Source organism: Microbacterium sp. BH-3-3-3, assembly GCF_007679045.1.
GTDB lineage: Bacteria > Actinomycetota > Actinomycetes > Actinomycetales > Microbacteriaceae > Microbacterium > Microbacterium algihabitans.
The window spans coordinates 406,057-427,128 of the sequence record NZ_VEFS01000002.1; the positions used below are offsets into that span (position 1 = coordinate 406,057).

Consider the following 21,072-nt stretch of genomic DNA (forward strand, 5'->3'; position numbering starts at 1 on the left):
GTCCGGGGTTCGGACGGCGGCCCTCCGTCGTTCGCGGAGCGCAGGTGGCTGAGCCTGTCGAAGCCTCCGGTCCCTTCGACGGGCTCAGGGACCTCGCTCCGGCAGATGGTGCGAAGCGGGGCGTAGGTGGCTGAGCCTGTCGAAGCCTGCGGTCCCTTCGACGGGCTCAGGGACCTCGCTACGGCAGGTGGTGCGGGGCGGGGCGTAGGTGGCTGAGCCTGTCGAAGCCTCCGGTCCCTTCGACGGGCTCAGGGATCTCGCTCCGGCAGGTGGTGCGGGGCGGGGCGCAGGTGGCTGAGCCTGTCGAAGCCTCCGGTCCCTTCGACGGGCTCAGGGACCTCGCTCCGGCAGGTGGTGCGGGGCGGGGCGCAGGTGGCTGAGCCTGTCGAAGCCTCCGGTCCCTTCGACAGGCTCAGGGACCTCGCTCCGGCAGATGGTGCGAAGCGGGGCGTAGGTGGCTGAGCCTGTCGAAGCCTCCGGTCCCTTCGACGGGCTCAGGGATCTCGCTCCGGCAGGTCAGTCGGTGAGCGGCTTGCGGTAGAAGATCTCGCCGTCGGCGGTCTCTTCGGTGCGGTGATAGCCCTCGCGCTCGTACAGGCGCTGGTTGGCCTCGCTGAGGCCGCCGGTGAAGAGTTCCGCGGTCGTCGCCCCTTCATCGCGGCCGCGCTGCTCGACGGCCGCCAGCAGCGCCGAACCGAGCCCCGCGCCCTGCTGGTCGGGCGCGATCGCGAGGCGGCCGATCAGCAGCAGCTCCCCGTCGCGGCGCGCGCGGACGGCTCCGACGATGCGGTGTGCGTCGACCGCGACGCACCCGAGGTTCTCGACGAGCTCCGCCCGCAGCTCTTCGAGCGTCTGGGTGAGCGGCGGCATGTCGGGGTCGCCGTAGATGAGCGCCTCGCTCGCGAAGGCGGCGCGTTGAATGGTCAGCACCTCTCCCGCGTCGTCAGTGGTGATCGGACGGATGGTGGGCGCGTCGGCCATGGTCGTGTCCTTCTGAGGGGTGTGAGGCTGCGGGTTAACTATCATGGGCTTCGGTGCCGCGTCATTCGGGTGAACGGTATCTCGCACCATGAATGACTTCTACGACACCTCGGTCCGCACGGACGACATCGCCGCGACGGATGCGTGGCTGCGCGCGCAGTACGGTCACGTCGACCTGCAGGCCGACGACGCCGTCTACGCCGAGCGTCTCGTCGGCGACGGCGCGTTCGCACTGCGACGACTCGAGTGGGATTCCCGCGTCGATCTGGCCTACGAATCCGACCGCTTCTACGTGTGCAGCTCGACGCCCGGGTACGCCTGGCGGATCGGTCGCTGGGACGGGGAGTTCAGCGTCGCTCCGGGTGTCATCCAACCCGGCGACGAGTTGCGCGCCCTCGCCGACCACTGCCGTCTCGACGTCGTCTCGTTCGATGCCGAACGACTGACGCAGACCGCGTGCACCATCTACGGTGACGACGAGCTCACCGTGCGCTTCGCCGGGACCGACCCCGTCTCGCCGCGCCTGCGCGACTACTGGCTGGCGACCCAGCGATGGGCCCTGACGCAGCTGCCGGTCCTCGCGGAACCGCTCGTGCGGGCGCACGTGTACCGCGCGTTGTCGGTCGCGGCGCTCGAGAGCTTCGCGTTGGTCGGCGATCCGCGCGAGCGACGCGCGTCGGCCGCGGCCCAGGCGTCGATCTACAACGCCGCCGCCGCGTGGATCGACGATCACGCCTCGCTGCCGGTCACGGTCGACGACGCCGCTCGCGCCGCGGGCACCTCGGTCGACGGGCTTCGTCGCGCGTTCGCCGCCAACGGGCAGGTCGTCGAGTCGCCCGAGGGCTACCTCGAACTCGCCCGCCTCAGCGCCGCGCACGCCGACCTGCTCGATGCGCACGCCGACGAGACGAGCACCGAGCAGGTCGCGGCGCGATGGGGCTTCGGCGATCCCGCCGTGTTCGCCACCGCGTACCGAGCGGCTTACGGCGTCTCGCCGCGCACGACGCTCGAACGCTGACCGCTCAGCGATCGCGGTCGGTGTACTCGCCGGGGTCGCTCACGTCTTCGTCGTCTCGGTCGCCGCTGGGCAGCTGCACGTCGGTGTAGGCGCCCGCCTCGTCGGCACGCGGACGAGAGGCGCTGCCGTCGGCGTTCTCGCGGTCGACGTACTCGCCGGGCTGGTCGGCGCTGCCGCGATCCGCGGTGCCGTCGGGCAACTGCACGTCGGTGTACTCGCCCTCGCCGGGTCCGGTGCCGTGTGCGCCCGCATGTCCGTCGGCGTGGTCGCCGTCGTGGCCGGGAACGTGGTGATCAGCCATAGCCGCCTCCTCGGGGTTGTGGTGGAATCGACGGTAGTCCCCGGATGCCGCGTGCCCGAGGCTCTTGACACGCGTTCTGCCGTGCGCCGTCGACGGTGTCAAGGGCGTGGGCCGGATCGCGGACGCCGGGCAGGGTGGAGACATGCCAGCTCTCGCCATCATCCTCGTCATCGTCGGTCTCGTGCTGCTGTTCCTCGGCGTCTTCGTCGAGGCGGTCAAGTTCCTGCTGTGGATCGGCATCATCATCCTGATCATCGGTGTGATCGCCGCCCTCATGCGCTTCATCCGCCGCAAGGCCTGACGCTCCGCGTCTACCACGCCGCCCCTCGCGACACTCGTCGCGGCGGGCGGCGTTCGTTCGTTCAGGCGGTGAAGAGATCGCGCGCCCGCGGCGGGTGCTGCGCCGCGACGGCCTCGAGCGCGGGTCCGAGCTTGTCGTGGCGGAACGCGAAGCCGGCCTCCTGCAGGACGCGCGGCACGGCCCAGCGGCTCTTGAGCACGAGCTCGGGCTCGTTGCGCAGCACGGCCATGGCGGGATCGAGCATCCAGCGGAAGGCGGGCAGACCGAACGGCGCACGCGCGATGCGCCGCAGCTCGCGCATCAGCGTGCGGTTGTCGCTCACGTCCGGGGCCGACAGGTTGACAGGACCGGCGAGATCCTCGCGATCGCGGAGGAACCGCACCGACCCCACGACGTCGTCGATGTGGATCCAGCTGAACCGCTGGCGGCCCGAGGTCCGGTGCCATCCCGAAAGGGTCGGGCCCGTGGGGTGCGCGCCGATCCCGCGATAGCGGCGATGCGGGAACCACCAGCTGTCGATCTGCGGCCCGCCGAGTCCGAGGCGGGCCAGGGCGAACAGCATGCGGGTGGCGGGGCCGTCGCCGAGCACGATCGCCATGCGCAGGGCGACCCTCCGGGTGCCGGGGAGGTCGCCGTCGAAGAACGCGCGTTCCCAGCTCGTGGCGACATCCACCGAGAACCCCTCGCCGATGATGCCGTCAACCTCGTCGTTGCCGCTCTCGGTCTCGTGCCGGTAGATCGTCGCGGTGGAGGCGTTCATCCACACGCGGGGTGGTCGCCGGGCGGCGCTCACGGCGCGGTGCAACGATCTCGTCGTGTCGACGCGCGAGCGCAGGATTTCGTCGCGGTTCGCGTCGGTGTACCGGCACGACACGATCTTTCCGGCGAGGTTCACGAGCACGGCGGCGCCGTCGACCGCGCGGGCGATGGCCGCGGTGTCACCCCAGACGATCGACCCCGACCGACCGATCGTGACCACCTCGTAGCCGTCGTCCGCGAACGCCGCGCGGAGCGCTCCGCCCACGAATCCGCCCGCCCCGGCGATCACGACGCGGGGCCGGTCGGGCGCCTCGCCCGGCATCACGCGGTGCGCATGCGCCGCGGTCTCAGCGTCGGCACCGTCTGCTTCGATCATGGTTTCCCGCATCCTCTCGCCGGGTCGATGCTAGTGAGGCCGTGACCGTGCGCGTCATCGCGACCGAGAGGTGCCATGCGATGGGCATGATGAAACGGTGAATGCCCACGAGCAGGACAGCTGGATCACCCTTCCCGCCCCCGTCGCGTACGACGCCCTGGTCGAGCCGCCCTATCGCGACCCGAAGCTCAAGCCCGGCGCCCAGGCGGTGTCGGCCTTCGCAGCCGCCCTCGAGGTCGGCAACAGCGCCTCCTCGTTCACGGTCAACCTCAACCAGTTCAGCGTCGAGTGGGGGTACGCCGCCGTGCGCCTGCCCTCCGCCGCGCCCGCGCTCATCGTCGAAACCACGCGCGCTCGGGCCGAGACCCCGCTGCCCGCTCTGCCCGAGGTCGGGCGCTCGGCCGATGTCACGCGCACGACCAACGGGACCTCCTACGGCATCGCCGGAGGCGTCTTCGTGGTGCTGGCGGCGACCGCCTTCCTGTTCGTGAGGCGGTGATCGGGCGCGGCTGATCTCCCTCGACAGGGGGAGGCGACGGGGCGTGAGAGATCCGTAGCGTGGAGGCATCCCCACCCCCCGGAAGGACCACCGTGACTCTCGCCCGTCGCTTCGCCGCCGCCCTGTCCGTCCTCGCCGTCGCCGCGCTCGCCGCGTGCACGAGCGCGGCCCCCGAGTCGCGTGCGAGTCGCGCGGCATCCGTCGACATCCCCTCCACAGCGGTGGGGGAGCGGATGACGTGGGTTCTCGACCAGCTCGAAGCCGAGGAGGACGCGACGCCCGGAACCTGGGCCCGCGTGCTCCACGAGGACTTCCAGAAGCAGGTGTCGGCGGAGCAGGTCGCCGAGCTGCTCAATCGGCAGATCCGGCCCGCGGCTCCCTTCACCGTCACCGCCTACCAGGGCACCGACACCCAGGCGCTCGCCACCGTCGCCGGGAGCCTGGGCGATCCCTTCGACCTGACCCTCTCGATCGACGCGGACGACCGCATCACCGGCATGATCTTCGGGCCGGCCGCCACGCCCTGGGAGCCCTCGACCTCGCTCGACCAGGTCGAGGAGCGCCTGCGCGCCCTGCCGGGCGACGTCAGCGCGCTGGTGCTCCGCGGCGTCCACGAGATGCTCGACATCGACAGCGCGCGATCGGCCCCGCTCGCGTCGGTGTTCAAGCTGTACGTGCTGCTCGCGGTGGCGGATGCCGTGGCATCCGGCGACCTGTCGTGGGACGAGGTGCTCGTGCTCGGCGACGCCGACCGCAGCCTCCCCTCCGGCGAGTTGCAGGACGAACCGACCGGCACCGAGGTGACGGTGCGCGAGGCCGCCTCGGCGATGATCCGCATCAGCGACAACACCGCGACCGACCTGTTGATCGGCCGACTGGGCCGCGAGAGGGTCGAGGCTGCGGTCGCGCGCAGCGGACATGCCGACCCCGCGGTGCTGGTGCCGTTCGTCTCGACGAAGGAGCTGTTCACCCTCGGCTGGGGGGATCCGGCGCTCCGCGAGGAGTGGGCCGCCGCCGATGTCGCGGGCAAGCGTGCTCTGCTCGACCGCATCGATGCGGCACCGCTCGCGGTCGACGGTGCGGCGGTCGTCGCGCCGGCGTGGGAGGACGGCTTCGACTGGTTCGCCTCGGCCGCTGATGTCGCCGGGGTGCACCGAACACTGCAGCAGACGGGCGACGCCGAGGTGCTCGGCATCCTGAGCGAGAACCCCGGGCAGGGCCTCGACGTGGGCACCTGGCCCTACGTGGCCTTCAAGGGCGGTTCGAGTCGGGGCGTCGTGACCGGCAGCTGGTTCGTGCGCGACGACGACGGCGAGGCGATCGTGGTGCTGATGATGTCGTCGACGGATGCCGCGGCGGTCACCGGCGCGACGCGGGACTTCTTCCACCTCGCCGAAGACGCCCTGCGCCTCGCGCACTGAGCGCGATCCTGTCTGAGGTCCCTGAGCTTGTCGAAGGGCCCCGAACCCGCAGAAGCTCCCTGACCCCGCAGAAGGTCCCTGAGCCTGTCGAAGCGACCCCGAACCCGCAAGGTCCCCGAGCCGGTGGAAGGTCCCTGAGCCTGTCGAAGGGCAGCCCCGAGCGCGGCGGGGCGACCGGCTCTCCCGGCCGCCCCCGCCGCGCTCGTCAGGCCCGGTCGGGGTCGGGCAGCGTCTGCGCGATGCGGCTCGAGGCCGCCGAATCGCGACCGACCCCCGGCTGGAACTTCGCGATCGGGTCGTCGCCGTCGACGTGCGGCTCGGGGCCGTCATCGGCGGGCGCGGGCGAGGCCGGCGTCTTCTCGGCCGACTCGTCGGCCGTGTGGTCGGCGTCCGCGTTTGCGCTGTCGATGTCTTCGGTGTGACGCGAGGTCGAGCCCCCGTCGCCGCCGTGTTCGCGCTCTCCGTCGGCGTTGCGCGTGCCGACCCCCGGCAGGTCGTTCTGGCTCGAGACGCCCTGCACACGCGCTTCGTCGTCGGGGTCGATGCGCGCGGCTCCCACGGCCCCGGTGTCGGCACCGGCGGCGCCGGCGGGCACGTCGGCGGTGAGACCGTCGGATTCGGGCACGAGGTTCTCCTCGTCGGTTCCGGGCAGGTGGTCGGCGGGGTTGTCCATGGTGTTCCTTCCGTGGGTGTGCCGCCACGCTAGGCGCCGATCCATCGGGGTGGACCGGGGTTGCGCGTCACCGGGTCGCGGCATCCGGAGCCTGCGGCCGACGATGTCGGAGCCCGTGGGTAGGCTCGGAACAGCTTCGAAAGGAACCGCAATGCAGCAGCGTCCCCTCTCTCGTACCGGCCGCGAGGTCTCGGCGATCGGCCTCGGCACCTGGCAGCTCGGCCCCGACTGGGGCGGGGTGAGCGAAGACGAGGCCCTGTCGGTGCTCGCGGCCTCGGCCGACGCCGGCGTCACTCTCTTCGACACCGCCGACGTCTACGGCGACGGCCGCAGCGAAGAGATCATCGGCACCTTCCTTCGGAGCACGGATGCCACGGGCATCACCGTCGCGACGAAGATGGGCCGCCGTGAAGACCAGGTGCCCGAGAACTACACGATCGAGAACTTCCGCGGCTGGCTTGACCGCTCGCGGCGCCTGCTCGGCACCGACACCCTCGACCTCGTCCAGCTGCACTGCCCGCCGTCCGCGGTCATCGACGACGACGCGACCTGGGACGCCCTCGACCAGCTCGTGAGCGACGGCGTCATCGCCGCGTACGGCGCCTCGGTCGAGACGATGGACCAGGCCCTGTCGGCCCTCCAGCGGCCGAACCTGACCAACCTGCAGATCATCTTCAACCCGTTCCGCCTCAAGCCGCTCGACGAGGTGCTGCCGCTCGCGGCCGAGAAGAACGTGGCCGTGCTCGCGCGCGTGCCCCTGGCGAGCGGTCTGCTGTCGGGCAAGTACACGCGCGACACCACGTTCGACAAGGACGACCACCGCACGTACAACCGCAACGGCGAGGCGTTCGACAAGGGCGAGACCTTCTCGGGCGTGCCGTTCGACGAGGGAGTGGCGGCCGCCGACGAGCTCAAGAACGCCCTGCCCGAGGGCGTGACGCTGCCCGCGGCGACGCTGGCCTGGATCGCGTCGCGCGAAGGCATCACCTCGGTGATCCCGGGGGCCCGCTCGGTGCAGCAGGCCACCGCGAACGCCGCCGCGGCCGACCTGATCGACGGCGGCTTCGACCTCGCGGCCTTCGACACCCTCGTGCGCGACGTGTACGACCGGCGTCTGCGGGCGGAGATTCACCCGCAGTGGTGAGACCGACATGACGAAAGCCGGGCCCGTCCGTATGGACGAGCCCGGCTTTCGTTCGGAAGGTGACGTCAGCTGACGTCGCCGCGCCAGGCGCCCGATTCGGTGCCGCGCGATTCGATGTACTTCTTGAAGTTGTCGAGGTCCTTCTTGACCGAGTGGTCGTCGGCGCCGAAGGCGGCACCGAGCTTCTCGAGGACGCCGGTGGGGGCCCAGTCGATCTGCACCGTGACACGCGTCTCGGTGTCGGACAGGCGGTGGAAGGTCACGACGCCGGCGTGGTTCTCGTCGCCGCCCACGCTGTTCCACGCGACGCGCTCGTCGGGGTGCTGCTCGGTGATCTCGGCGTCGAACTCGCGCTCGGCTCCGGCGATCTTGACCTTCCAGTGCGTGAGGGTCTCGGACTTCTGCGTGATGGACTCCACGAAGCTCATGAAGTGGGGGAACTCCTCGAACTGCGTCCACTGGTTGTAGGCGACGCGAACGGGAACGTCGACGTCGATGGTTTCGATGACCTGGGCCATGGTGTCCTCTTCCTGTGTGTCTTCCGGGGCTGCCCCCAGTCTTCGTGCGCCCACCCGCCCGCACCCCGGGGGTTGAGGGATCGGCCCTCGTGGCCTATACGCGGGGGAGACGCGTCAGGCGCGGCCGCGCAGGATCAGGTGCCAGTAGACCCACGGAAGCACGCGGCGGTCGGCGATCCACGAGAGCCGGCGCTCGCGATACAGCGAGCGCCAGAACGGGACGCTCGGCTGCAGCCGGCCCTGGCGGTCGAACTCCGCGAACACGACGGTGCCGCGCGACACCGTGAACGGCACCACGCTGTACCCGTTGTAGGTCGCCGTGGGCGCGCGCCCGGCCAGCACGGCCGTCATGTTCTGCACCAGCGCCTGGGCCTGGCGGCGGATCGCTCCGCCCGAGCGGCGCGTGGCGACGGTCGCGGCATCGCCGAGGGCCCAGATCTCCGGATGCCGGGTGTGCTGGAACTTCTCGGGGTCGACGTCGACGAAGCCGTGCGGGTCGTCCGGGGCCGCCAGGCCGCTGCCGGCGATCCACTCGGGCGCCCGCTGCGGAGGGACGGCGTGCAGCAGGTCGTAGGCGATCGTCTCCTCGGCGTCGCCGTGGCCGATCGTCACCGTCCGTGCCGCGGCATCCACCGCTCGAAGCTCCCGGCTGTAGTGCACCTCGATGCCGTACTCGTCGAGTTTGCGCTGAAGTTCGCGGTCGATGGCGGGGATGCCGAAGGGCACGGGGTCGGGGCACACGAAGACGACGCGGATGCCGGCGCGCACGCCGATCGAGCGCCACCAGTCGCAGGCGAGGTACATCGGCTTCTGCGCCGCGGCTCCGCACGACGCGGGCTCGGGTGGCTGCGTGAAGACCACGGTGCCGGAGCGGAAGTCACGGAGCGCGGGCGAGGCCTTGGCCGCCAGGTCGTAGTCGTAGTTCGAGATGCCCGTGGCATCCGCCATCGCCTCGGGAAGGCCCGGAACCTGCTCCCACGCCATGCGGAGGCCCGCGCACACGACGAGTTGGTCGTAGTCGATGCGACCGCCCGACACCAGGTGCACGCGTCGGGCGTCGGGGTCGACCGTGAACGCCTCGTCGCGCAGCCACCTCACCCCCGGCGGGATGACGTCGGCCTGGGGGCGGACGGCCTCCGAGGCGCGGGCGGCGCCGCCGGCGATGTGGGACTGCAGGGGAGCGAACACGTGCTGTTCCCGCGGCTCGATCACGGTGATGTCGCCGAGACGGGCGCGGTGCAGGCGCCCGGCGATCGACAGTCCGGCGTTGCCGCCGCCGATCACGACGATGCGCGGGGTCGCGCGGGCGGGCACGGCGGAACGGGGGTCGGGCATGGGGGATCCTCTCGTTCGTCCCACCGTGCGTCATCGGCGTAGACGCCGCCAGCACCTTGACAGGTGCCGCTCACGACGGCGACGACGGTCGCAGGGACCTGTCAAGGGGCACCGGCCGATGACCGCGGCCCCGTTTGATGAGAGAGCCGCGCCACCCGCGGCTTCGCGTCTGCGACGAAAGGACCCTCTCATGAGCGACGCCTCGATCGACCCCACTCCCTCCGACGCGGCTATGGCGGGCGTGCAGCCGCTGCGCGACGGCGACACCTCCATCGAGCCCGATCCCACGCTCGACCCCGCCCAGGCGGAGTGGGACGCCACGACCGCCATCGACGAGGGCGCCGACCCCGACGACATCAACCCTGCCACCGCGACGGGTGCCGACCCGGCCGAGATCCCCGCCGACGACAGCGACATCCCGCTCGAGGACATTCACCCCGAGTCCACCGGCACCGACTCGCAGGGTATGGACCCGGGCGTTGTCGAGCTGGGCGAAGAGGGACAGGGCGACCTCGCTCCCGAAGACCTCTGAGACGTCTCGCGAACACCGCACGATGCCCCGACCCTCGATGAGGGGGCCGGGGCATCGTCGCGTGCGGACTACTGCTCGATCAGCTGAGGCGTGCTCTCGTGCGCCTCGATGGCACCGTCGTGCTCGTCGGTCGAGACGGCGATGCGGCGCGGCTTCGCCTTCTCGCTGACCGGGATCGTCACGCTCAGCACCCCGTTGCGGTACGACGCGCTGATGCCGTCGGTGTCGATGCCCTGCCCGAGGTTGAGCTGGCGGACGAACGACGCCGTCTCGCGCTCGCGCGTGATCCACTTGACGCCCTCGCCCGAGCCGAGGGTGCGCTCGGCGCGGATCGTGAGCAGCTGGCCGTCGACGTCGATGTCGACCGAGCCGGGGTCGATACCGGGGAGGTCCGCCGCGAGCACGTAGTGGTCGCCGTCGCGGTAGAGGTCCATCGGCATCCGTCGCGGACCACCGCCGCGGCGGGCGTCGAGGAGCGTCGACGCGAGGCGGTCGAGGTCGCGGAAGGGGTCGTAGGTGGCCATGGTCGTTCTCCTTTTCGATCGGTCGGGACTCGGCATCCCCGATGTTCTGTGAAGTTGAGTCCATGTGGCTCAATTGCGATCAGATTAGCACTCGGCCCAGGAGAGTGCCAAGACCCTGCATGCGCAATTGGCGCACCTCGCCGAGCCCATCGGCCCTGACGCGAGCCCCGTGCGCGTCGGCATCCGTGGCCCTTCCCGACACGGTCAGCGCGGGCGACGCAGCGGGATCCGCGACCAGCCCCCGCTCACGGCACCGGGATCGTGCTGGGGAGCGAGGACGGCTCCGGTGGTCGTCGGCGCGGGGCGACGCCGCAGTCCCAGCGCGTGCTGCAGCGCGCGGATGAAACGGTCGTACACGCGCGGCGCGAAGAACTGCAGGGGGCGGGTCACGAACTGCGCCGCTCCCACGCCGACCTCGTGACGGGGCCCGCGCGTCACCCGCACGACGGCCCGGGCGACGCGGTCGGCCGACACCACCGGCGGCAGAGGGAAGGGCGTGCGCCCCGTCGAGTTGGCGGCGCGCTGGTAGATGGGGGTGTCGATGCTCGCCGGAACCACGATCTTCACCCGGATGCCGCGGTGCGCGAGCATCTCCTGCCGCAGCGACCGCGTGAATCCGAGCAGGCCGTGCTTCGCGGCGACGTACGACGAGACGTACGGGCCCGCCACCTGCGCGTACAGCGAGCCGACGAAAACGATCGTCCCGGTGCCGCGGGCGAGGAAGTGGGGGAGCACCGCCCGCGCCGCGCGCATGTGGCCGGTGAGGTTGGTCTCGATGACCCGGTCGCGCACGGCATCGGGGGTGTCGGCGATCGACCCGTACGAGAAGACGGATGCCGAGGCCACCCACACGTCGATGCGTCCGAACCGGAGGAGGGCGATGTCGGCGGCGCGCTGCGGGCCGTCGGCGAGAGCGAGGTCGATCGACGCGGTCTGCACCTCGGCCCCGCGAGCGCGGCATTCCGCGGCGGCGGACGCGAGCGCCTCCTCGTCTCGGGCCACCAGCATGAGACGCGCCCCCTGGCGGGCGAAGCGCAGGGCGGTGGCACGGCCGATCCCGCGGGATCCTCCGGTGATGACGACGACCTGGGGCATCGGGGTCTCCTTCGAGGCTTCTGCGGAACGCTGCTGCCCCGGCGCTCGCGACGGTAGGCGGGAGGGGATCGGATGCCGCGGGGGTTGACGTACCGACCGCCGACGCCCGTGCGCACCGGCGGGCCGCCCGGTGGACACGCCGTTCCCGGATGCCGATCCGCGGCGCGTCGCGCCGGATCCCCGCCGTTGTGCCCGGCGACCCCGCCGCGGGCCACCGGACCGCCGCCGCGCGGTAGCGTCGGACCCGTGACGGATGCCGCGACCACGACGTCGCCCCTGCGGGCCCTGTGGGGGGCTACCCATCCGGGGCCCACGCTCGTCGTGACCGTCCTCTCACTCGCGCTGGGCATCGCGGCGGGGCTCGAGCCGTGGCGCCTGGGGCTGCTGGTCGTGGCGGTGTTCGCGGGGCAGGTCTCGGTCGGACTGTCGAACGACGCGATCGACGGCGCCCGCGATGCCGCGGTCGGACGCACCGACAAGCCGATCGCGGGGGGAGCCCTCACCCCCGAGCGCGCGCTGGCCGTGGCCGTCGGAGCCCTCGTGGTCGCCCTGCTGCTCTCCGCACCCTTAGGGGCTGCTCTCGTCGCGGCGCACGCGATCGCCCTCGCCTCGGCCTGGGCCTACAACGCGGGCCTGAAGTCGACCCCGCTCTCGATCGTGCCGTTCGTGCTGAGCTTCGGTCTCTTCCCTTCGTTCGCGACCCTCGCCGGCCCCGACCCGGCGCTCGCCGCGCCGTGGGCGGCACTGGCGGGAGCCGCGCTCGGCGCCGCCGTGCACCTCACCAACGTCGTGCGCGACCTCGACGACGACCGCCGCACCGGCGTGCGCGGGTTGCCGCACCGCCTCGGTGCCCGCGGGTCGGTGCTGATCGCCGCGGCCGGGATCGTGGTCGGAGCCCTGGCGGTGCTGCTCGGGCCGTCGGGTGGGGCGGATGCCGTCGGGGCGGTGTTCTTCGCGGCCGTGGTCGTGGTCGCGGTCGTCACCGCGGTGCTCGTGCTGGTGCGGCCCCCGGGACGCGCGGTGTTCCAGCTGACGATGCTCGCAGCCCTCCTGCTCGCCGCCCAGCTCGTCATCGCGTGAGAACTGCTCGTCAGGTTCCGGATGCCGCCCGGTCGAGGCGCATCGCGTAGGCCCGGGTGAACAGCGCGCCACCCGGTCCGCGCAGAGCGGTGCGGAGCGCGGCGGAACGGGCCGCGTGCGCCCGCGGGCCGGAGGCGCGGCCCAGCAGGGTGTTGAGGAAGGCGAGGCGCGCGGCGTGCCGGGCCGACGCGAGGCGGTCGCGCTGCCAGCGATCCAGACCGGTCTCGTCGCCCCCGCGCACCCACGGCGCGAGCAGCGGGGCGAGGGTGAGCGCGTCGAGCAGTCCGAGGTTCATGCCCTGACCGCCGATCGGGCTCACCTCGTGCGCGGCGTCGCCGACGACGATCACCCGGCCGCGACGCAGTGCAGGAGCCACCGCGCGTCGCACGCCGAAGCTCGACGCCCCGGCCGTGTCGACCTCGACCCCCGTTCGGCGCGCCACCGCGTCGTGCAGGAAGGCCGCGGCATCCGGAACCTCGTCCCGCCCGGCCCAGGCCACGAGCCTCCGACGTCCGTCGGGGAGGGGGAACGACTCGACCACGCCGTCGCGCTCGAGGTGCACGCGGGCGACCGGCCCTCCCGGCGCGGTGACGTCGGCCATGACGTAGCGATCGGGGTAGTGGTGGGTGCGAACGGCCCCGTCGCGGTAGACGAGGGAGCGTCCCGCCCATCCGGATGCCACGACCACGACCTTCGCGCGCAGGTCGTCGGCCCCCGCGACGCCGACGCGCACGCCGTCCGCCTCCGCCCGCAGCGACTCCACGGTCACCCCGCGCCGCATTGGCGGGGCGAGGGCGGTCAGCACCTCGATCGTGTCGGACTGCGGCAGCGCCGCCACGTACGGGTGGCGCGCCCGCAGGCGATCGAAGCGGATCGCGGCGAGCAGGCGTCCGTCGGCTCGGGCCTCTCCGCGCGCGATCCGCACCGCTCGGTCGAGGATCCCGTCGGTGGCGCCCGAGGCCTCGAGCAGGGCGAGGGCGGGGGAGTGGATGCCGATCGCCCGCGTTCCCGCTCCGGCCTCGCTGCGACGTTCGACGAGGGCGACGTCGACGCCCCGCGCGCGCAGGTCGGCGGCCAACGCCAGCCCCACGGGGCCGGCGCCGACCACGAGCACCTCAGTCATCGGCATCCGCCCGCCCTCGAGCCACGGCGAGCACCCGGAACGGCGCGGGGGTCTCCACCCGCCAGGGCGCGCCGAGGGCCGCTGCGAGCTCGGGCGCGCGATAGCTCCGCCGGATCGAGCGCAGCCCGTCGACCCGCAGGAAGGTGCCGGCGGCGAGAGGGGCGATCCCCGCGGCGTACAGGGCGTAGGCGAGGCGCCCGCGGGCGATGTCGGCGTGCAGCACGCGTCCGCGCGAGAGGGCGAGCGAGTCGTCGGCGAAGCGCCGCAGCCCGTCGGCGTCGAGATGGTGCAGCACGTGGTTCGAGATCACGAGGTCGAACCTCTCGCCCGCGGCCAGCAGATCGTCCGACCCCTGCGCGACGAACCGCACGCCGGATCGTTCCCGCTCGCGCGCGGCCTCGCGGGCACGCGGATCGGGGTCGGCTCCGACCCACTCCACCTCGAGTCCGTCTCGCGCGGCCAGCGCCGCCAGCCGCACCACGACGTCGCCGCCCCCGCATCCGAGGTCGAGCACGCGCGCCGGTCGGCCCAGGGCGCGCAGCTCGGGACGCACCCGCGTGCGGTACACGTGCCCCCACGCCGAGACGAGACGGTTCACGACGTCGAACCGCCGATACGTCGCGGCGAGTGCGCGGGGGTCGCAGTCGGGGTCGTCCATCAGCTCGGTCAGCGCGGTGTCGCGCCGGGCCAGCGTGCTCACGCGCCGGTGCGGCGCATCGTCAGCCGCGCCGCCTCCACCGTGAGCCCCGGCCCGAACGCGAGGGCGGCCACCCTGTCGCCCTCGACGCGCTCCGCATCGGCCAGCAGGTCGCGCAGGATGAACAGCAGCGTCGCGCTCGACATGTTGCCGTGTCGGCGCAAAACTTCGCGCGAGGGGGCGAGGGCGCTGGCATCCAGACCCAGGGCGTTCTCGACGCGGTCGAGGATGCTGCGCCCGCCCGGGTGCACGGCCCACGCGTCGACGGCCGAGAGGTCGCCCAGCACGTCGTCGGCGATGGCCGAGATCTCGCGACCGATGATCCGCGGAACCTCGGGGGTCAGGGTCATCTCGAACCCCGAGTCGCCGACCGTCCAGGCCATGTCCTTCTCGCCGTCGTCGGTCACATGGGTGGCGAACCCGTCGAGGTCGAGGCCGTCACGCGAGGAGTCTCCGGATGCCACGACCGCCGCTCCCGCACCGTCGGCGAACACCGAGGCGGCGACGATCTGGTCGGGGTGCGAGGAGGTCTGCCAGTGCAGGGAGCACAGCTCGCAGCATGCGACGAGCACGACCGCCGCGGGGTCGTCGCCGACGATGCGGGCAGCGAGACGGAGGGCGGGAATGGCCGCCGCGCAGCCGATGAAGCCGAGGTGGTAGCGCTCGACCGCCGGCGAGAGTCCGAGGTCGCGCACGAGGTGGTAATCGGGCCCGGGGGCGAACATGCCGGTGCACGACACCGTCACGACGTGGGTCACCGCGTCGGCCCCGTACCCCGAGCCCGACAGCGCCTCCCCGGCAGCCGCGGCGAAGAGGGCGGGCGCACGGCGGCGGTACTCATCGTTGCGCGCTCCCGTCGGGGGCATCAGCAGGGTGTCGCCGTCGCGCACCGGGAGCCCCTCGACCTCGGTGCCCGCCAGCTGCGGCAGCACGACGTGGCGAGTGTCGATGGCGGCGGCGTCGAACGCCGCGCCGACGAGGCGCTGGCTCTTGCGGTCGAACCCGGGTTGCGCGGCGAACAGGTCGCGCAATGTCGACTGGGAGACACGGGTATCGGGCAGGGCCGTGCCGATCGACACGATGCGGGCGGTCATGCCTCACCTTGACACGGTTTCACCCGACAGGGCGCGGATCGGAGACCGGTTGTCGTGCGCCGATTCTCGTGCCAGCGCCTCAGACGGCGACCAGGTCCGCCAACAGTAGCCCCGCGATGGCTCCGCGGTAGTCGTCGATCATGCGCCGGCGGTCGAGGCGCCCGCGGGCGGCGACGGCCGCGGCGCGCAGGGCGGGCCGGTGGGCGAGGGCGTGGGTCCACGCCGCCACGATCGACGACTCGTCGCGGGCGGTGACCAGGCCGAACCCGTCGATCATGCGCGCGGCGTCGCCGACGTCGGTGGTGACGGGAACGGCTCCGGATGCCGCCCCCTCGACGAGACAGAGCGGCGAGGCCTCGCCGAAGGCACTCGTGAGGGCGACGATGTCGGCGATCCGGTACAGCTCGGGCATGTCCTCGCGCAGCCCGAGCGCGTGCAGGTTCACCGACTCGCCCACTCCGCTCTCGGCCCGCAGGGCGCGGAACGCGGGGTTGTCGGCCGTCATGCCCGAGCCGCACATGACGTAGTGCGCTCCGGGCGCGCGGCGCGCGTGCGTGGCGACCGCGCGGAGGAAGAGCCCGGGGTCCTTCATCGCGTCGAACCGCGCGGCGAGCAGCACGACGGGGGCGGAGTCGGGGATGCCGAGGCCCGCGCGGATGCGCCGGCGCTGCACGCGCGTGCCGGGGCGGAAGCGTCGCGTATCGATGCCGTTGTCGATCACCCGCGCCTCGCGGGTGACGACACCGGCGTTCGCGTAGGCGAGCGAGGTCGATTCGGCGCACGAGATCGTGGCGGTCACGGCGCCGCTGCCCGCGGCATCCGTCAACCACTCGAGAGCGGGGCCGGAGTGCGTCGGGTCGGAGCGGTGCAGGCACGCGGCGATCGGGCGGTCGGGGAGCAGACCTGCACGCGCCAGCGCGACGACGAGGCTGAGCGGCTGCTCCTTCAGAGAGAGCACGACGTCGGCCTCGGTGAACAGGGCGGCGGCCCGGGCGAGCTCGGTCGCGGTGAACTCCTCGGGGGCGAGGGGACGATCGCCCACGATGCGGTCGAAGGTGTCGATGACGACCCCCGCCTGCTGCAGGCGGCGGAAGCGCGTGTCGTCACGGGCGAACTGCATCGAGGCGTCGCGACGCGCGGCGGAGGTGAGCGAGAGCACGCGGTGCTGCTGCGCCCCGCCCTGCGACAGGCCGGCGACCACGTCGGAGTGGAGGATGCGCGCCCCGCCGGCGAAGAAGCCCTCGTAGAGCGAGAGCACACGGATGGGTCGAGTCATCGTCAGTCGCCTTCGGGGCCGGGGGTGGGGCACCGCGGACGCGGTCGTCCCATGCTGAAGGCTCGACCCCGAGTGGTGGGTTACGTCCACGAGACCATCGCATGAACGCCGGGACACGACCCGGTTCGCCTCCGTGAACGAGCCGACGCGCCGGCTCCCGGGGGAAGGAACCGACGCGTCGGGTGAAGGGGCGGTCGATCACGCCGGGGGCGCGACCTCCTTCGCCTCGCCGACCTCGTGCGTGCGCGACCAGGGCCACCGCTTCGTCGCGGGCGCCGTCGCCGACGGCTGGGGGGCCTCATCGATCGAGCGCGGGCCGATGCCGTTGCCCATGGCGGCGGTCATCGCGATGCTCCACACCGAGCCCGTCTGCCGTCCGCTCTGCTGTCCGTAGATCATGGTCGTTCTCCTCGCTCCCGTCTCCCGACGGGGATGCCCGTCTCCCGACGGGGTCGTGACCTCAGTCCTCACCCCGCGATGCGCGGCGAGACGCGCCCTTGACAGCGGTGACACGGTGAGCATGCCCGGCCGGGAACCACGTACTCCGCCGCCGGGCCGACCCGCGGGGCGTTCGCGAAAGGGTGGCCTGTGCGTCGGCCCGGAGTGTCACGATGACGGCGCGCGGGCGCAAGCGGGCGGCGCTCTGGGTTGCAGTGAGTACGATCGTGCCTCGTGCAGACGTCTACCGGTGCTTCGACGCCCCCCTCGCCGGGGTCGGACCTGAGTCGCGCGCTGCTCGCTTACGGCGAGGCCCGCCGCACGGCGGCCGCGGAAGCGCGGCGCGTCCTCTCGCTCAACGAGCTCGACGCGCGCGCCCTCATGTTCGTCGCCGAGAACCCGGGCGCGCGTCCCTCGCACGTGCGCGACCACCTGGGCATCACCTCCGCGGGCGTCACGACCCTCATCGACCGCCTCGTGCAGCGCGGCGCTGTGCGCCGCGACCTCGACGACGAGGATCGCCGCGTCAACCACATCACCGCGACCGTCGATCTCGACGCCGAGCCCTGGCGTCACCTGCGCGCGTTCGACGCGGGCATCGAGAAGGCCGTCGCCGATCTCGACCCCGCCCACGCCGCCATCGCGGCCAGCGTCATCGATCAGCTCATCGGGGCCACCGACAGCTGAGCATCGGCGACCGTCCGGATCGCCCGCGGATCACGTCGCCGACGAGGCGTCGGGTCAGGAGCGTGCGACGAACGCTTCGGAGCGCGCCTGCAGGAACGAGCACAGAGCGCTGAGCGTCGCGAGTTCGCCCGACAGCGCCATGACGCGTCCGGCGGGCAGCGGTGCGGCGTCTTCGCGCGGCTCGAAGGTGACGGCCCACTCGGTGGATCCCTGTTCGGGGCCGGGGGAGATGAAGAACGTCGTCGACACGCTGCGCAGCTGCGCGGCGATCAGACCCGTGTCGGAGCCGTCGTCGCCGTCTTGCGGGATCACCCGCAGGATCTCCGCGTGGTCGTACCCCATTGCGCGGAAGTCGTCGACCCAGGTCTGCAGGGTCGTCATGGTGCGGAACGGCATGCGGGTCCCTTCGGCGGGCGGGGCGCCGGGCGGCGTCACCCTCCCATTATGGCCTCGCGCGCGGCCCGTCTCCGCTGGCCGAGGACTACTCACGCGAATGCGCATTCTGTATTGAGCGCTTCATTTTATGGCTGATCAAGTCGAAATGCGCATGAATGCGCGCGGGAAAGATACGGTGGAAAGACGGATGGGGGGCATCCGCGAAATTCGCATTCGTCGTATCGACTGCGTGGGAGCGTTCCCGCATTCACCTGCGCTATCGCGCCGGTTATCGCCGTCGATCCCGGACGAATGAGGACACTTCGTGGAGCATACGAACATCGAGACGCGAGACGCCGAGACCGTCGAGCATCTGTGGCAGACGGTCGTCCCCGGTGCACGCATCTCGCGAGCCGAGGCGATTCAGCCGGCGCTCACCTGGCACGCGGCATCCGAGCCGGGGTTCGCGTTCTGCGACTACACGATCGGCTCCACCATGCTGGTCGAATCCGACCCGCTCGACCAGGTCGTCGTCGGCCGTATCGCCGGCCCGCGGGTCTCGGCCACTTATCGTCGCGAGCGCATCGACGCGGCCGTGCCGTTCATGGTGGTCGATCGTCCTCTCGAGATCGCCTTCACGGGGAGGATCGCCGGCACCGCCGTCTCGTTCTCGCGCACCGACTTCGACGAGGCCGCGCGCCGTCTCTCGGGTGACGACACCCTGCGCGTGCGCGCCACGGGCTACGCCCCGGTGAGCGAACAGCGCATGCGCTACTGGTCGCGCACGTGGGAGTACACGCGCGACGTGCTGCTGCGCTCGCCCGAGCGCACCCCACTCATCGAGCAGCAGGCGCGCACCCTCATGCTCGAGGCGTCGCTCCTGGCCTTCCCGACCACCTTCACCGACGCCCTCGCGGCGGGTCGACCCTCGCGACCGCTGCCCGCGCCCGTGCGCCGCGCCAAGGCGTACGTCGAAGCGCACGCCGCGGAGCCCGTGGTGCTCGCCGACATCGCCCAGGCGGCGCGCCTGTCGCCCCGCGGGCTGCAGTACGCCTTCCGCGCCGCGACGGGTCGCACGCCCATGCAGTACCTGCGCCGGGTGCGTCTCGACGCCGCGCGCGCCGAGCTGCGCAGCGCCGATCCGTCGGTCGACACCGTGGCCGCGATCGCGGCGCGCTGGGGTTTCTCGAACCTCGGCCGGTTCGCGGCGATGTACCGCGGCGAGTTCGGAGAGACGCCCTCCACGACGTTGCGCTCCTGACACGAAGCGGTCACCCGCGCCGGGTCAGTGGCCCGCGCCGAGCTCTCCGCTGAGGCGGTCGTGGAAGCGCGAGGCGTGGTCGTTCATGCCCACCAGCTCGACCGTGGTGCCCACGTGCGCGTACTTCGTGCGCACGGCGTCGAGGGCGGCGACCGTCGAGGCGTCCCACACGTGCGAGCGCGACAGGTCGATGACCACTCGCGAGGGGTCGTCGTGGTACGCGAACTTCGTGGTGAGGTCGTTGCTCGAGGCGAAGAACAGCTCGCCCTCCACGGTGTAGCGGGCGACGTCGCCGCCGACCTCGCGCGTGACGCGGGTGAGGCTCGCGACGCGGCGGGCGAAGAGCACGGCGGCGGCGATCACGCCGACACCGACGCCGATGGCGAGGTTGTGCGTCCACACCGTCACGGCGACGGTGAGCACCATGACGATGGTCTCGCTCACCGGCATCCGCCGCAGAGTCGCGGGGCGGATGCTGTGCCAGTCGAAGGTGGCGACCGAGACGACGATCATGACGGCCACGAGCACCGCCATCGGGATGATCGCGACGACATCGCCGAACGCCAGAACGAGGACCAGCAGGAAGACGCCCGCGAGGAAGGTCGAGATGCGCGTGCGGGCCCCCGACGCCTTGACGTTGATCATCGTCTGGCCGATCATCGCGCACCCGCCCATTCCGCCGAACAGGCCCGACAGCACGTTGGCGGCGCCCTGCCCGAGCGATTCGCGCGTCTTCGACGAGGGGGTGTCGGTGATGTCGTCGACCAGGGCCGCGGTCATGAGCGACTCGAGCAGTCCGACGATGGCCATGGCGATCGCGAACGGGAAGATGATCGCCAGCGTCTCGCCCGTCAGCGGGACGTTGGGCACGAGCGGCGCGGGAAGGCTCTCGGGAAGGGCGCCCTGGTCGCCGACGGTCGGCACCGAGATGCCGAACACGACGACGGCGCCGGTCAGCAGCACGATCGCCACGAGCGGGGCGGGCACGACCTTGGTCAGGCGCGGAAGCAGGTACATGATCGCAAGGCCCGCCGCGGCGATCGGATAGACCGCCCACGGCACGCCGATCAGCTGGGGCACCTGCGCCGTGAAGATGAGGATCGCGAGCGCGTTGACGAAGCCGACCATGACGCTGCGCGGGATGAAGCGCATGAGCTTGGCCACCCCGAGCAGGCCGAGGATCACCTGCAGGAGGCCGCCGAGGATCACCGTCGCGAGCAGGTAGTCGACACCGTGCTCGCGGGCGACGGGGGCGATGACGAGGGCGATCGCACCGGTGGCGGCCGAGATCATCGCGGGGCGTCCGCCAAGGAACGAGATGGCGACCGCCATGACGAACGACGAGAACAGGCCCAGGCGCGGGTCGACGCCGGCGATGATCGAGAACGCGATCGCCTCGGGGATGAGGGCGATGGCGACGACGAGGCCGGCGAGCACCTCGCGGGTGAGCAGGCGGGGGGAGCGCAGGGCCTGCAGGACGGTGGGCTCGGTGCGCGGGCGCGCGAGGGCAGAGGTCATGGAGAGTCTCCAGGAGGTAGGGGAGGGGACCCGCGTCGGCGCGGGG

The 21,072-nt window shown here is 72.1% G+C and carries 24 protein-coding genes; 9 read left to right on the plus strand and 15 right to left on the minus strand.

All coding sequences use genetic code 11. From position 1 onward, the window contains the following. Positions 1-516 precede the first annotated feature (516 nt). Complete coding sequence (locus tag FS769_RS09755) at positions 517-981, minus strand: GNAT family N-acetyltransferase (RefSeq protein ID WP_144832895.1); 465 nt, start codon at positions 979-981, stop codon at positions 517-519. Positions 982-1,069: 88 nt separating this feature from the next. Here FS769_RS09755 and FS769_RS09760 point away from each other — a divergent pair, with 88 nt between their 5' ends. After that, complete coding sequence (locus FS769_RS09760) at positions 1,070-1,999, plus strand: helix-turn-helix transcriptional regulator (RefSeq protein WP_144832897.1); 930 nt, start codon at positions 1,070-1,072, stop codon at positions 1,997-1,999. A gap of 4 nt (positions 2,000-2,003) precedes the next feature. On the opposite strand, the gene FS769_RS09765 is transcribed toward FS769_RS09760, so the two are convergent. Next, positions 2,004-2,300 carry a hypothetical protein gene (locus tag FS769_RS09765; protein WP_144832899.1) on the minus strand — a complete coding sequence of 99 codons (297 nt, stop codon included), beginning with the start codon at positions 2,298-2,300 and terminating at the stop codon, positions 2,004-2,006. Between the two features lie 142 nt (positions 2,301-2,442). Here FS769_RS09765 and FS769_RS16855 point away from each other — a divergent pair, with 142 nt between their 5' ends. Further along, positions 2,443-2,601 (plus strand): hypothetical protein, encoded by a 159-nt coding sequence (locus FS769_RS16855; RefSeq protein ID WP_186325499.1) that lies wholly within the window; start codon positions 2,443-2,445, stop codon positions 2,599-2,601. Positions 2,602-2,662: 61 nt separating this feature from the next. On the opposite strand, the gene FS769_RS09770 is transcribed toward FS769_RS16855, so the two are convergent. Continuing rightward, entirely contained in the window at positions 2,663-3,682 is a 1,020-nt protein-coding gene (locus FS769_RS09770; RefSeq protein WP_144833134.1) for an epimerase, read from the minus strand. Positions 3,683-3,833: 151 nt separating this feature from the next. Between FS769_RS09770 and FS769_RS09775 the strand changes: the two genes are divergently transcribed. Next, on the plus strand, positions 3,834-4,235 hold the full coding sequence (locus FS769_RS09775) for a hypothetical protein (RefSeq protein WP_144832900.1): 402 nt from the start codon (positions 3,834-3,836) through the stop codon (positions 4,233-4,235). Positions 4,236-4,327: 92 nt separating this feature from the next. Further along, positions 4,328-5,656: a Cpe/LpqF family protein gene (locus FS769_RS09780; protein WP_144832902.1), complete on the plus strand. Its 1,329-nt coding sequence runs from the start codon at positions 4,328-4,330 to the stop codon at positions 5,654-5,656. Between the two features lie 205 nt (positions 5,657-5,861). On the opposite strand, the gene FS769_RS09785 is transcribed toward FS769_RS09780, so the two are convergent. Continuing rightward, positions 5,862-6,329, minus strand: a complete 468-nt coding sequence (locus tag FS769_RS09785) for a hypothetical protein (RefSeq protein ID WP_144832904.1) — start codon at positions 6,327-6,329, stop codon at positions 5,862-5,864. Positions 6,330-6,480: 151 nt separating this feature from the next. On the opposite strand from FS769_RS09785, the gene FS769_RS09790 reads away from it, so the two are divergent. Next, entirely contained in the window at positions 6,481-7,473 is a 993-nt protein-coding gene (locus FS769_RS09790) for an aldo/keto reductase (RefSeq protein WP_144832906.1), read from the plus strand. A gap of 65 nt (positions 7,474-7,538) precedes the next feature. On the opposite strand, the gene FS769_RS09795 is transcribed toward FS769_RS09790, so the two are convergent. Then, positions 7,539-7,991 (minus strand): SRPBCC family protein, encoded by a 453-nt coding sequence (locus FS769_RS09795; RefSeq protein ID WP_144832908.1) that lies wholly within the window; start codon positions 7,989-7,991, stop codon positions 7,539-7,541. A 114-nt stretch (positions 7,992-8,105) separates the two neighbouring features. Next, positions 8,106-9,326, minus strand: coding sequence for an NAD(P)/FAD-dependent oxidoreductase (locus FS769_RS09800; protein ID WP_144832910.1), 1,221 nt, complete (start codon positions 9,324-9,326; stop codon positions 8,106-8,108). Between the two features lie 190 nt (positions 9,327-9,516). On the opposite strand from FS769_RS09800, the gene FS769_RS09805 reads away from it, so the two are divergent. Then, positions 9,517-9,858 (plus strand): sugar ABC transporter ATPase, encoded by a 342-nt coding sequence (locus tag FS769_RS09805; RefSeq protein ID WP_144785787.1) that lies wholly within the window; start codon positions 9,517-9,519, stop codon positions 9,856-9,858. 68 nt (positions 9,859-9,926) lie between these two features. Here the strand turns inward: FS769_RS09805 and FS769_RS09810 are convergent, their stop codons facing one another. Together FS769_RS09810 and FS769_RS09815 are read right to left on the minus strand one after the other, a co-directional pair. Continuing rightward, positions 9,927-10,382, minus strand: a complete 456-nt coding sequence (locus FS769_RS09810; protein WP_144832912.1) for an Hsp20/alpha crystallin family protein — start codon at positions 10,380-10,382, stop codon at positions 9,927-9,929. 204 nt (positions 10,383-10,586) lie between these two features. After that, complete coding sequence (locus FS769_RS09815; protein WP_186325500.1) at positions 10,587-11,477, minus strand: SDR family NAD(P)-dependent oxidoreductase; 891 nt, start codon at positions 11,475-11,477, stop codon at positions 10,587-10,589. Positions 11,478-11,723: 246 nt separating this feature from the next. On the opposite strand from FS769_RS09815, the gene FS769_RS09820 reads away from it, so the two are divergent. Beyond that, entirely contained in the window at positions 11,724-12,557 is an 834-nt protein-coding gene (locus FS769_RS09820) for a UbiA family prenyltransferase (protein ID WP_144832916.1), read from the plus strand. Between the two features lie 10 nt (positions 12,558-12,567). On the opposite strand, the gene FS769_RS09825 is transcribed toward FS769_RS09820, so the two are convergent. From FS769_RS09825 to FS769_RS09845, 5 genes are all read right to left on the minus strand, one after another. Beyond that, positions 12,568-13,686, minus strand: coding sequence for an NAD(P)/FAD-dependent oxidoreductase (locus tag FS769_RS09825; RefSeq protein ID WP_260979731.1), 1,119 nt, complete (start codon positions 13,684-13,686; stop codon positions 12,568-12,570). Next, positions 13,673-14,338, minus strand: coding sequence for a methyltransferase domain-containing protein (locus FS769_RS09830; RefSeq protein WP_260979738.1), 666 nt, complete (start codon positions 14,336-14,338; stop codon positions 13,673-13,675). Before FS769_RS09830 ends, FS769_RS09825 begins: the two co-directional genes overlap by 14 nt. 38 nt (positions 14,339-14,376) lie before the next feature. After that, on the minus strand, positions 14,377-15,471 hold the full coding sequence (locus FS769_RS09835) for a type III polyketide synthase (protein WP_144832920.1): 1,095 nt from the start codon (positions 15,469-15,471) through the stop codon (positions 14,377-14,379). Positions 15,472-15,550: 79 nt separating this feature from the next. Beyond that, entirely contained in the window at positions 15,551-16,747 is a 1,197-nt protein-coding gene (locus FS769_RS09840; protein WP_144832922.1) for a glycosyltransferase, read from the minus strand. Between the two features lie 198 nt (positions 16,748-16,945). Continuing rightward, positions 16,946-17,146 carry a hypothetical protein gene (locus FS769_RS09845; RefSeq protein WP_144832924.1) on the minus strand — a complete coding sequence of 67 codons (201 nt, stop codon included), beginning with the start codon at positions 17,144-17,146 and terminating at the stop codon, positions 16,946-16,948. A gap of 273 nt (positions 17,147-17,419) precedes the next feature. Here FS769_RS09845 and FS769_RS09850 point away from each other — a divergent pair, with 273 nt between their 5' ends. Continuing rightward, on the plus strand, positions 17,420-17,872 hold the full coding sequence (locus FS769_RS09850; protein ID WP_144832925.1) for a helix-turn-helix domain-containing protein: 453 nt from the start codon (positions 17,420-17,422) through the stop codon (positions 17,870-17,872). A gap of 54 nt (positions 17,873-17,926) precedes the next feature. Here FS769_RS09850 and FS769_RS09855 read toward each other — a convergent pair whose 3' ends face one another. After that, a complete protein-coding gene (locus FS769_RS09855; RefSeq protein ID WP_144832927.1) occupies positions 17,927-18,268 on the minus strand; it encodes a hypothetical protein in 342 nt (113 codons plus the stop codon). A 304-nt stretch (positions 18,269-18,572) separates the two neighbouring features. Between FS769_RS09855 and FS769_RS09860 the strand changes: the two genes are divergently transcribed. Further along, the gene (locus tag FS769_RS09860) at positions 18,573-19,508 is read left to right on the plus strand and encodes an AraC family transcriptional regulator (protein ID WP_222123922.1); all 936 of its coding nucleotides are present in this window, start codon (positions 18,573-18,575) and stop codon (positions 19,506-19,508) included. Positions 19,509-19,532: 24 nt separating this feature from the next. On the opposite strand, the gene FS769_RS09865 is transcribed toward FS769_RS09860, so the two are convergent. Beyond that, positions 19,533-21,026, minus strand: coding sequence for a SulP family inorganic anion transporter (locus FS769_RS09865; protein WP_144832929.1), 1,494 nt, complete (start codon positions 21,024-21,026; stop codon positions 19,533-19,535). Positions 21,027-21,072: the final 46 nt, after the last annotated feature.

Coding starts and splice junctions, on each gene's coding strand:
- FS769_RS09765 (WP_144832899.1), bottom strand. CDS start 2,300: ATGGCTGATCACCACGTTCCCGGCCACGACGGCGACCACGCCGACGGA.
- FS769_RS09865 (WP_144832929.1), bottom strand. CDS start 21,026: ATGACCTCTGCCCTCGCGCGCCCGCGCACCGAGCCCACCGTCCTGCAG.
- FS769_RS09760 (WP_144832897.1), top strand. CDS start 1,070: ATGAATGACTTCTACGACACCTCGGTCCGCACGGACGACATCGCCGCG.
- FS769_RS09770 (WP_144833134.1), bottom strand. CDS start 3,682: ATGCCGGGCGAGGCGCCCGACCGGCCCCGCGTCGTGATCGCCGGGGCG.
- FS769_RS09830 (WP_260979738.1), bottom strand. CDS start 14,338: ATGGACGACCCCGACTGCGACCCCCGCGCACTCGCCGCGACGTATCGG.
- FS769_RS09855 (WP_144832927.1), bottom strand. CDS start 18,268: ATGCCGTTCCGCACCATGACGACCCTGCAGACCTGGGTCGACGACTTC.
- FS769_RS09815 (WP_186325500.1), bottom strand. CDS start 11,477: ATGCCCCAGGTCGTCGTCATCACCGGAGGATCCCGCGGGATCGGCCGT.
- FS769_RS09805 (WP_144785787.1), top strand. CDS start 9,517: ATGAGCGACGCCTCGATCGACCCCACTCCCTCCGACGCGGCTATGGCG.
- FS769_RS09835 (WP_144832920.1), bottom strand. CDS start 15,471: ATGACCGCCCGCATCGTGTCGATCGGCACGGCCCTGCCCGATACCCGT.
- FS769_RS09840 (WP_144832922.1), bottom strand. CDS start 16,747: ATGACTCGACCCATCCGTGTGCTCTCGCTCTACGAGGGCTTCTTCGCC.
- FS769_RS09790 (WP_144832906.1), top strand. CDS start 6,481: ATGCAGCAGCGTCCCCTCTCTCGTACCGGCCGCGAGGTCTCGGCGATC.
- FS769_RS09755 (WP_144832895.1), bottom strand. CDS start 981: ATGGCCGACGCGCCCACCATCCGTCCGATCACCACTGACGACGCGGGA.
- FS769_RS09845 (WP_144832924.1), bottom strand. CDS start 17,146: ATGATCTACGGACAGCAGAGCGGACGGCAGACGGGCTCGGTGTGGAGC.
- FS769_RS09795 (WP_144832908.1), bottom strand. CDS start 7,991: ATGGCCCAGGTCATCGAAACCATCGACGTCGACGTTCCCGTTCGCGTC.
- FS769_RS09800 (WP_144832910.1), bottom strand. CDS start 9,326: ATGCCCGACCCCCGTTCCGCCGTGCCCGCCCGCGCGACCCCGCGCATC.
- FS769_RS09810 (WP_144832912.1), bottom strand. CDS start 10,382: ATGGCCACCTACGACCCCTTCCGCGACCTCGACCGCCTCGCGTCGACG.
- FS769_RS09785 (WP_144832904.1), bottom strand. CDS start 6,329: ATGGACAACCCCGCCGACCACCTGCCCGGAACCGACGAGGAGAACCTC.
- FS769_RS16855 (WP_186325499.1), top strand. CDS start 2,443: ATGCCAGCTCTCGCCATCATCCTCGTCATCGTCGGTCTCGTGCTGCTG.
- FS769_RS09825 (WP_260979731.1), bottom strand. CDS start 13,686: ATGCCGATGACTGAGGTGCTCGTGGTCGGCGCCGGCCCCGTGGGGCTG.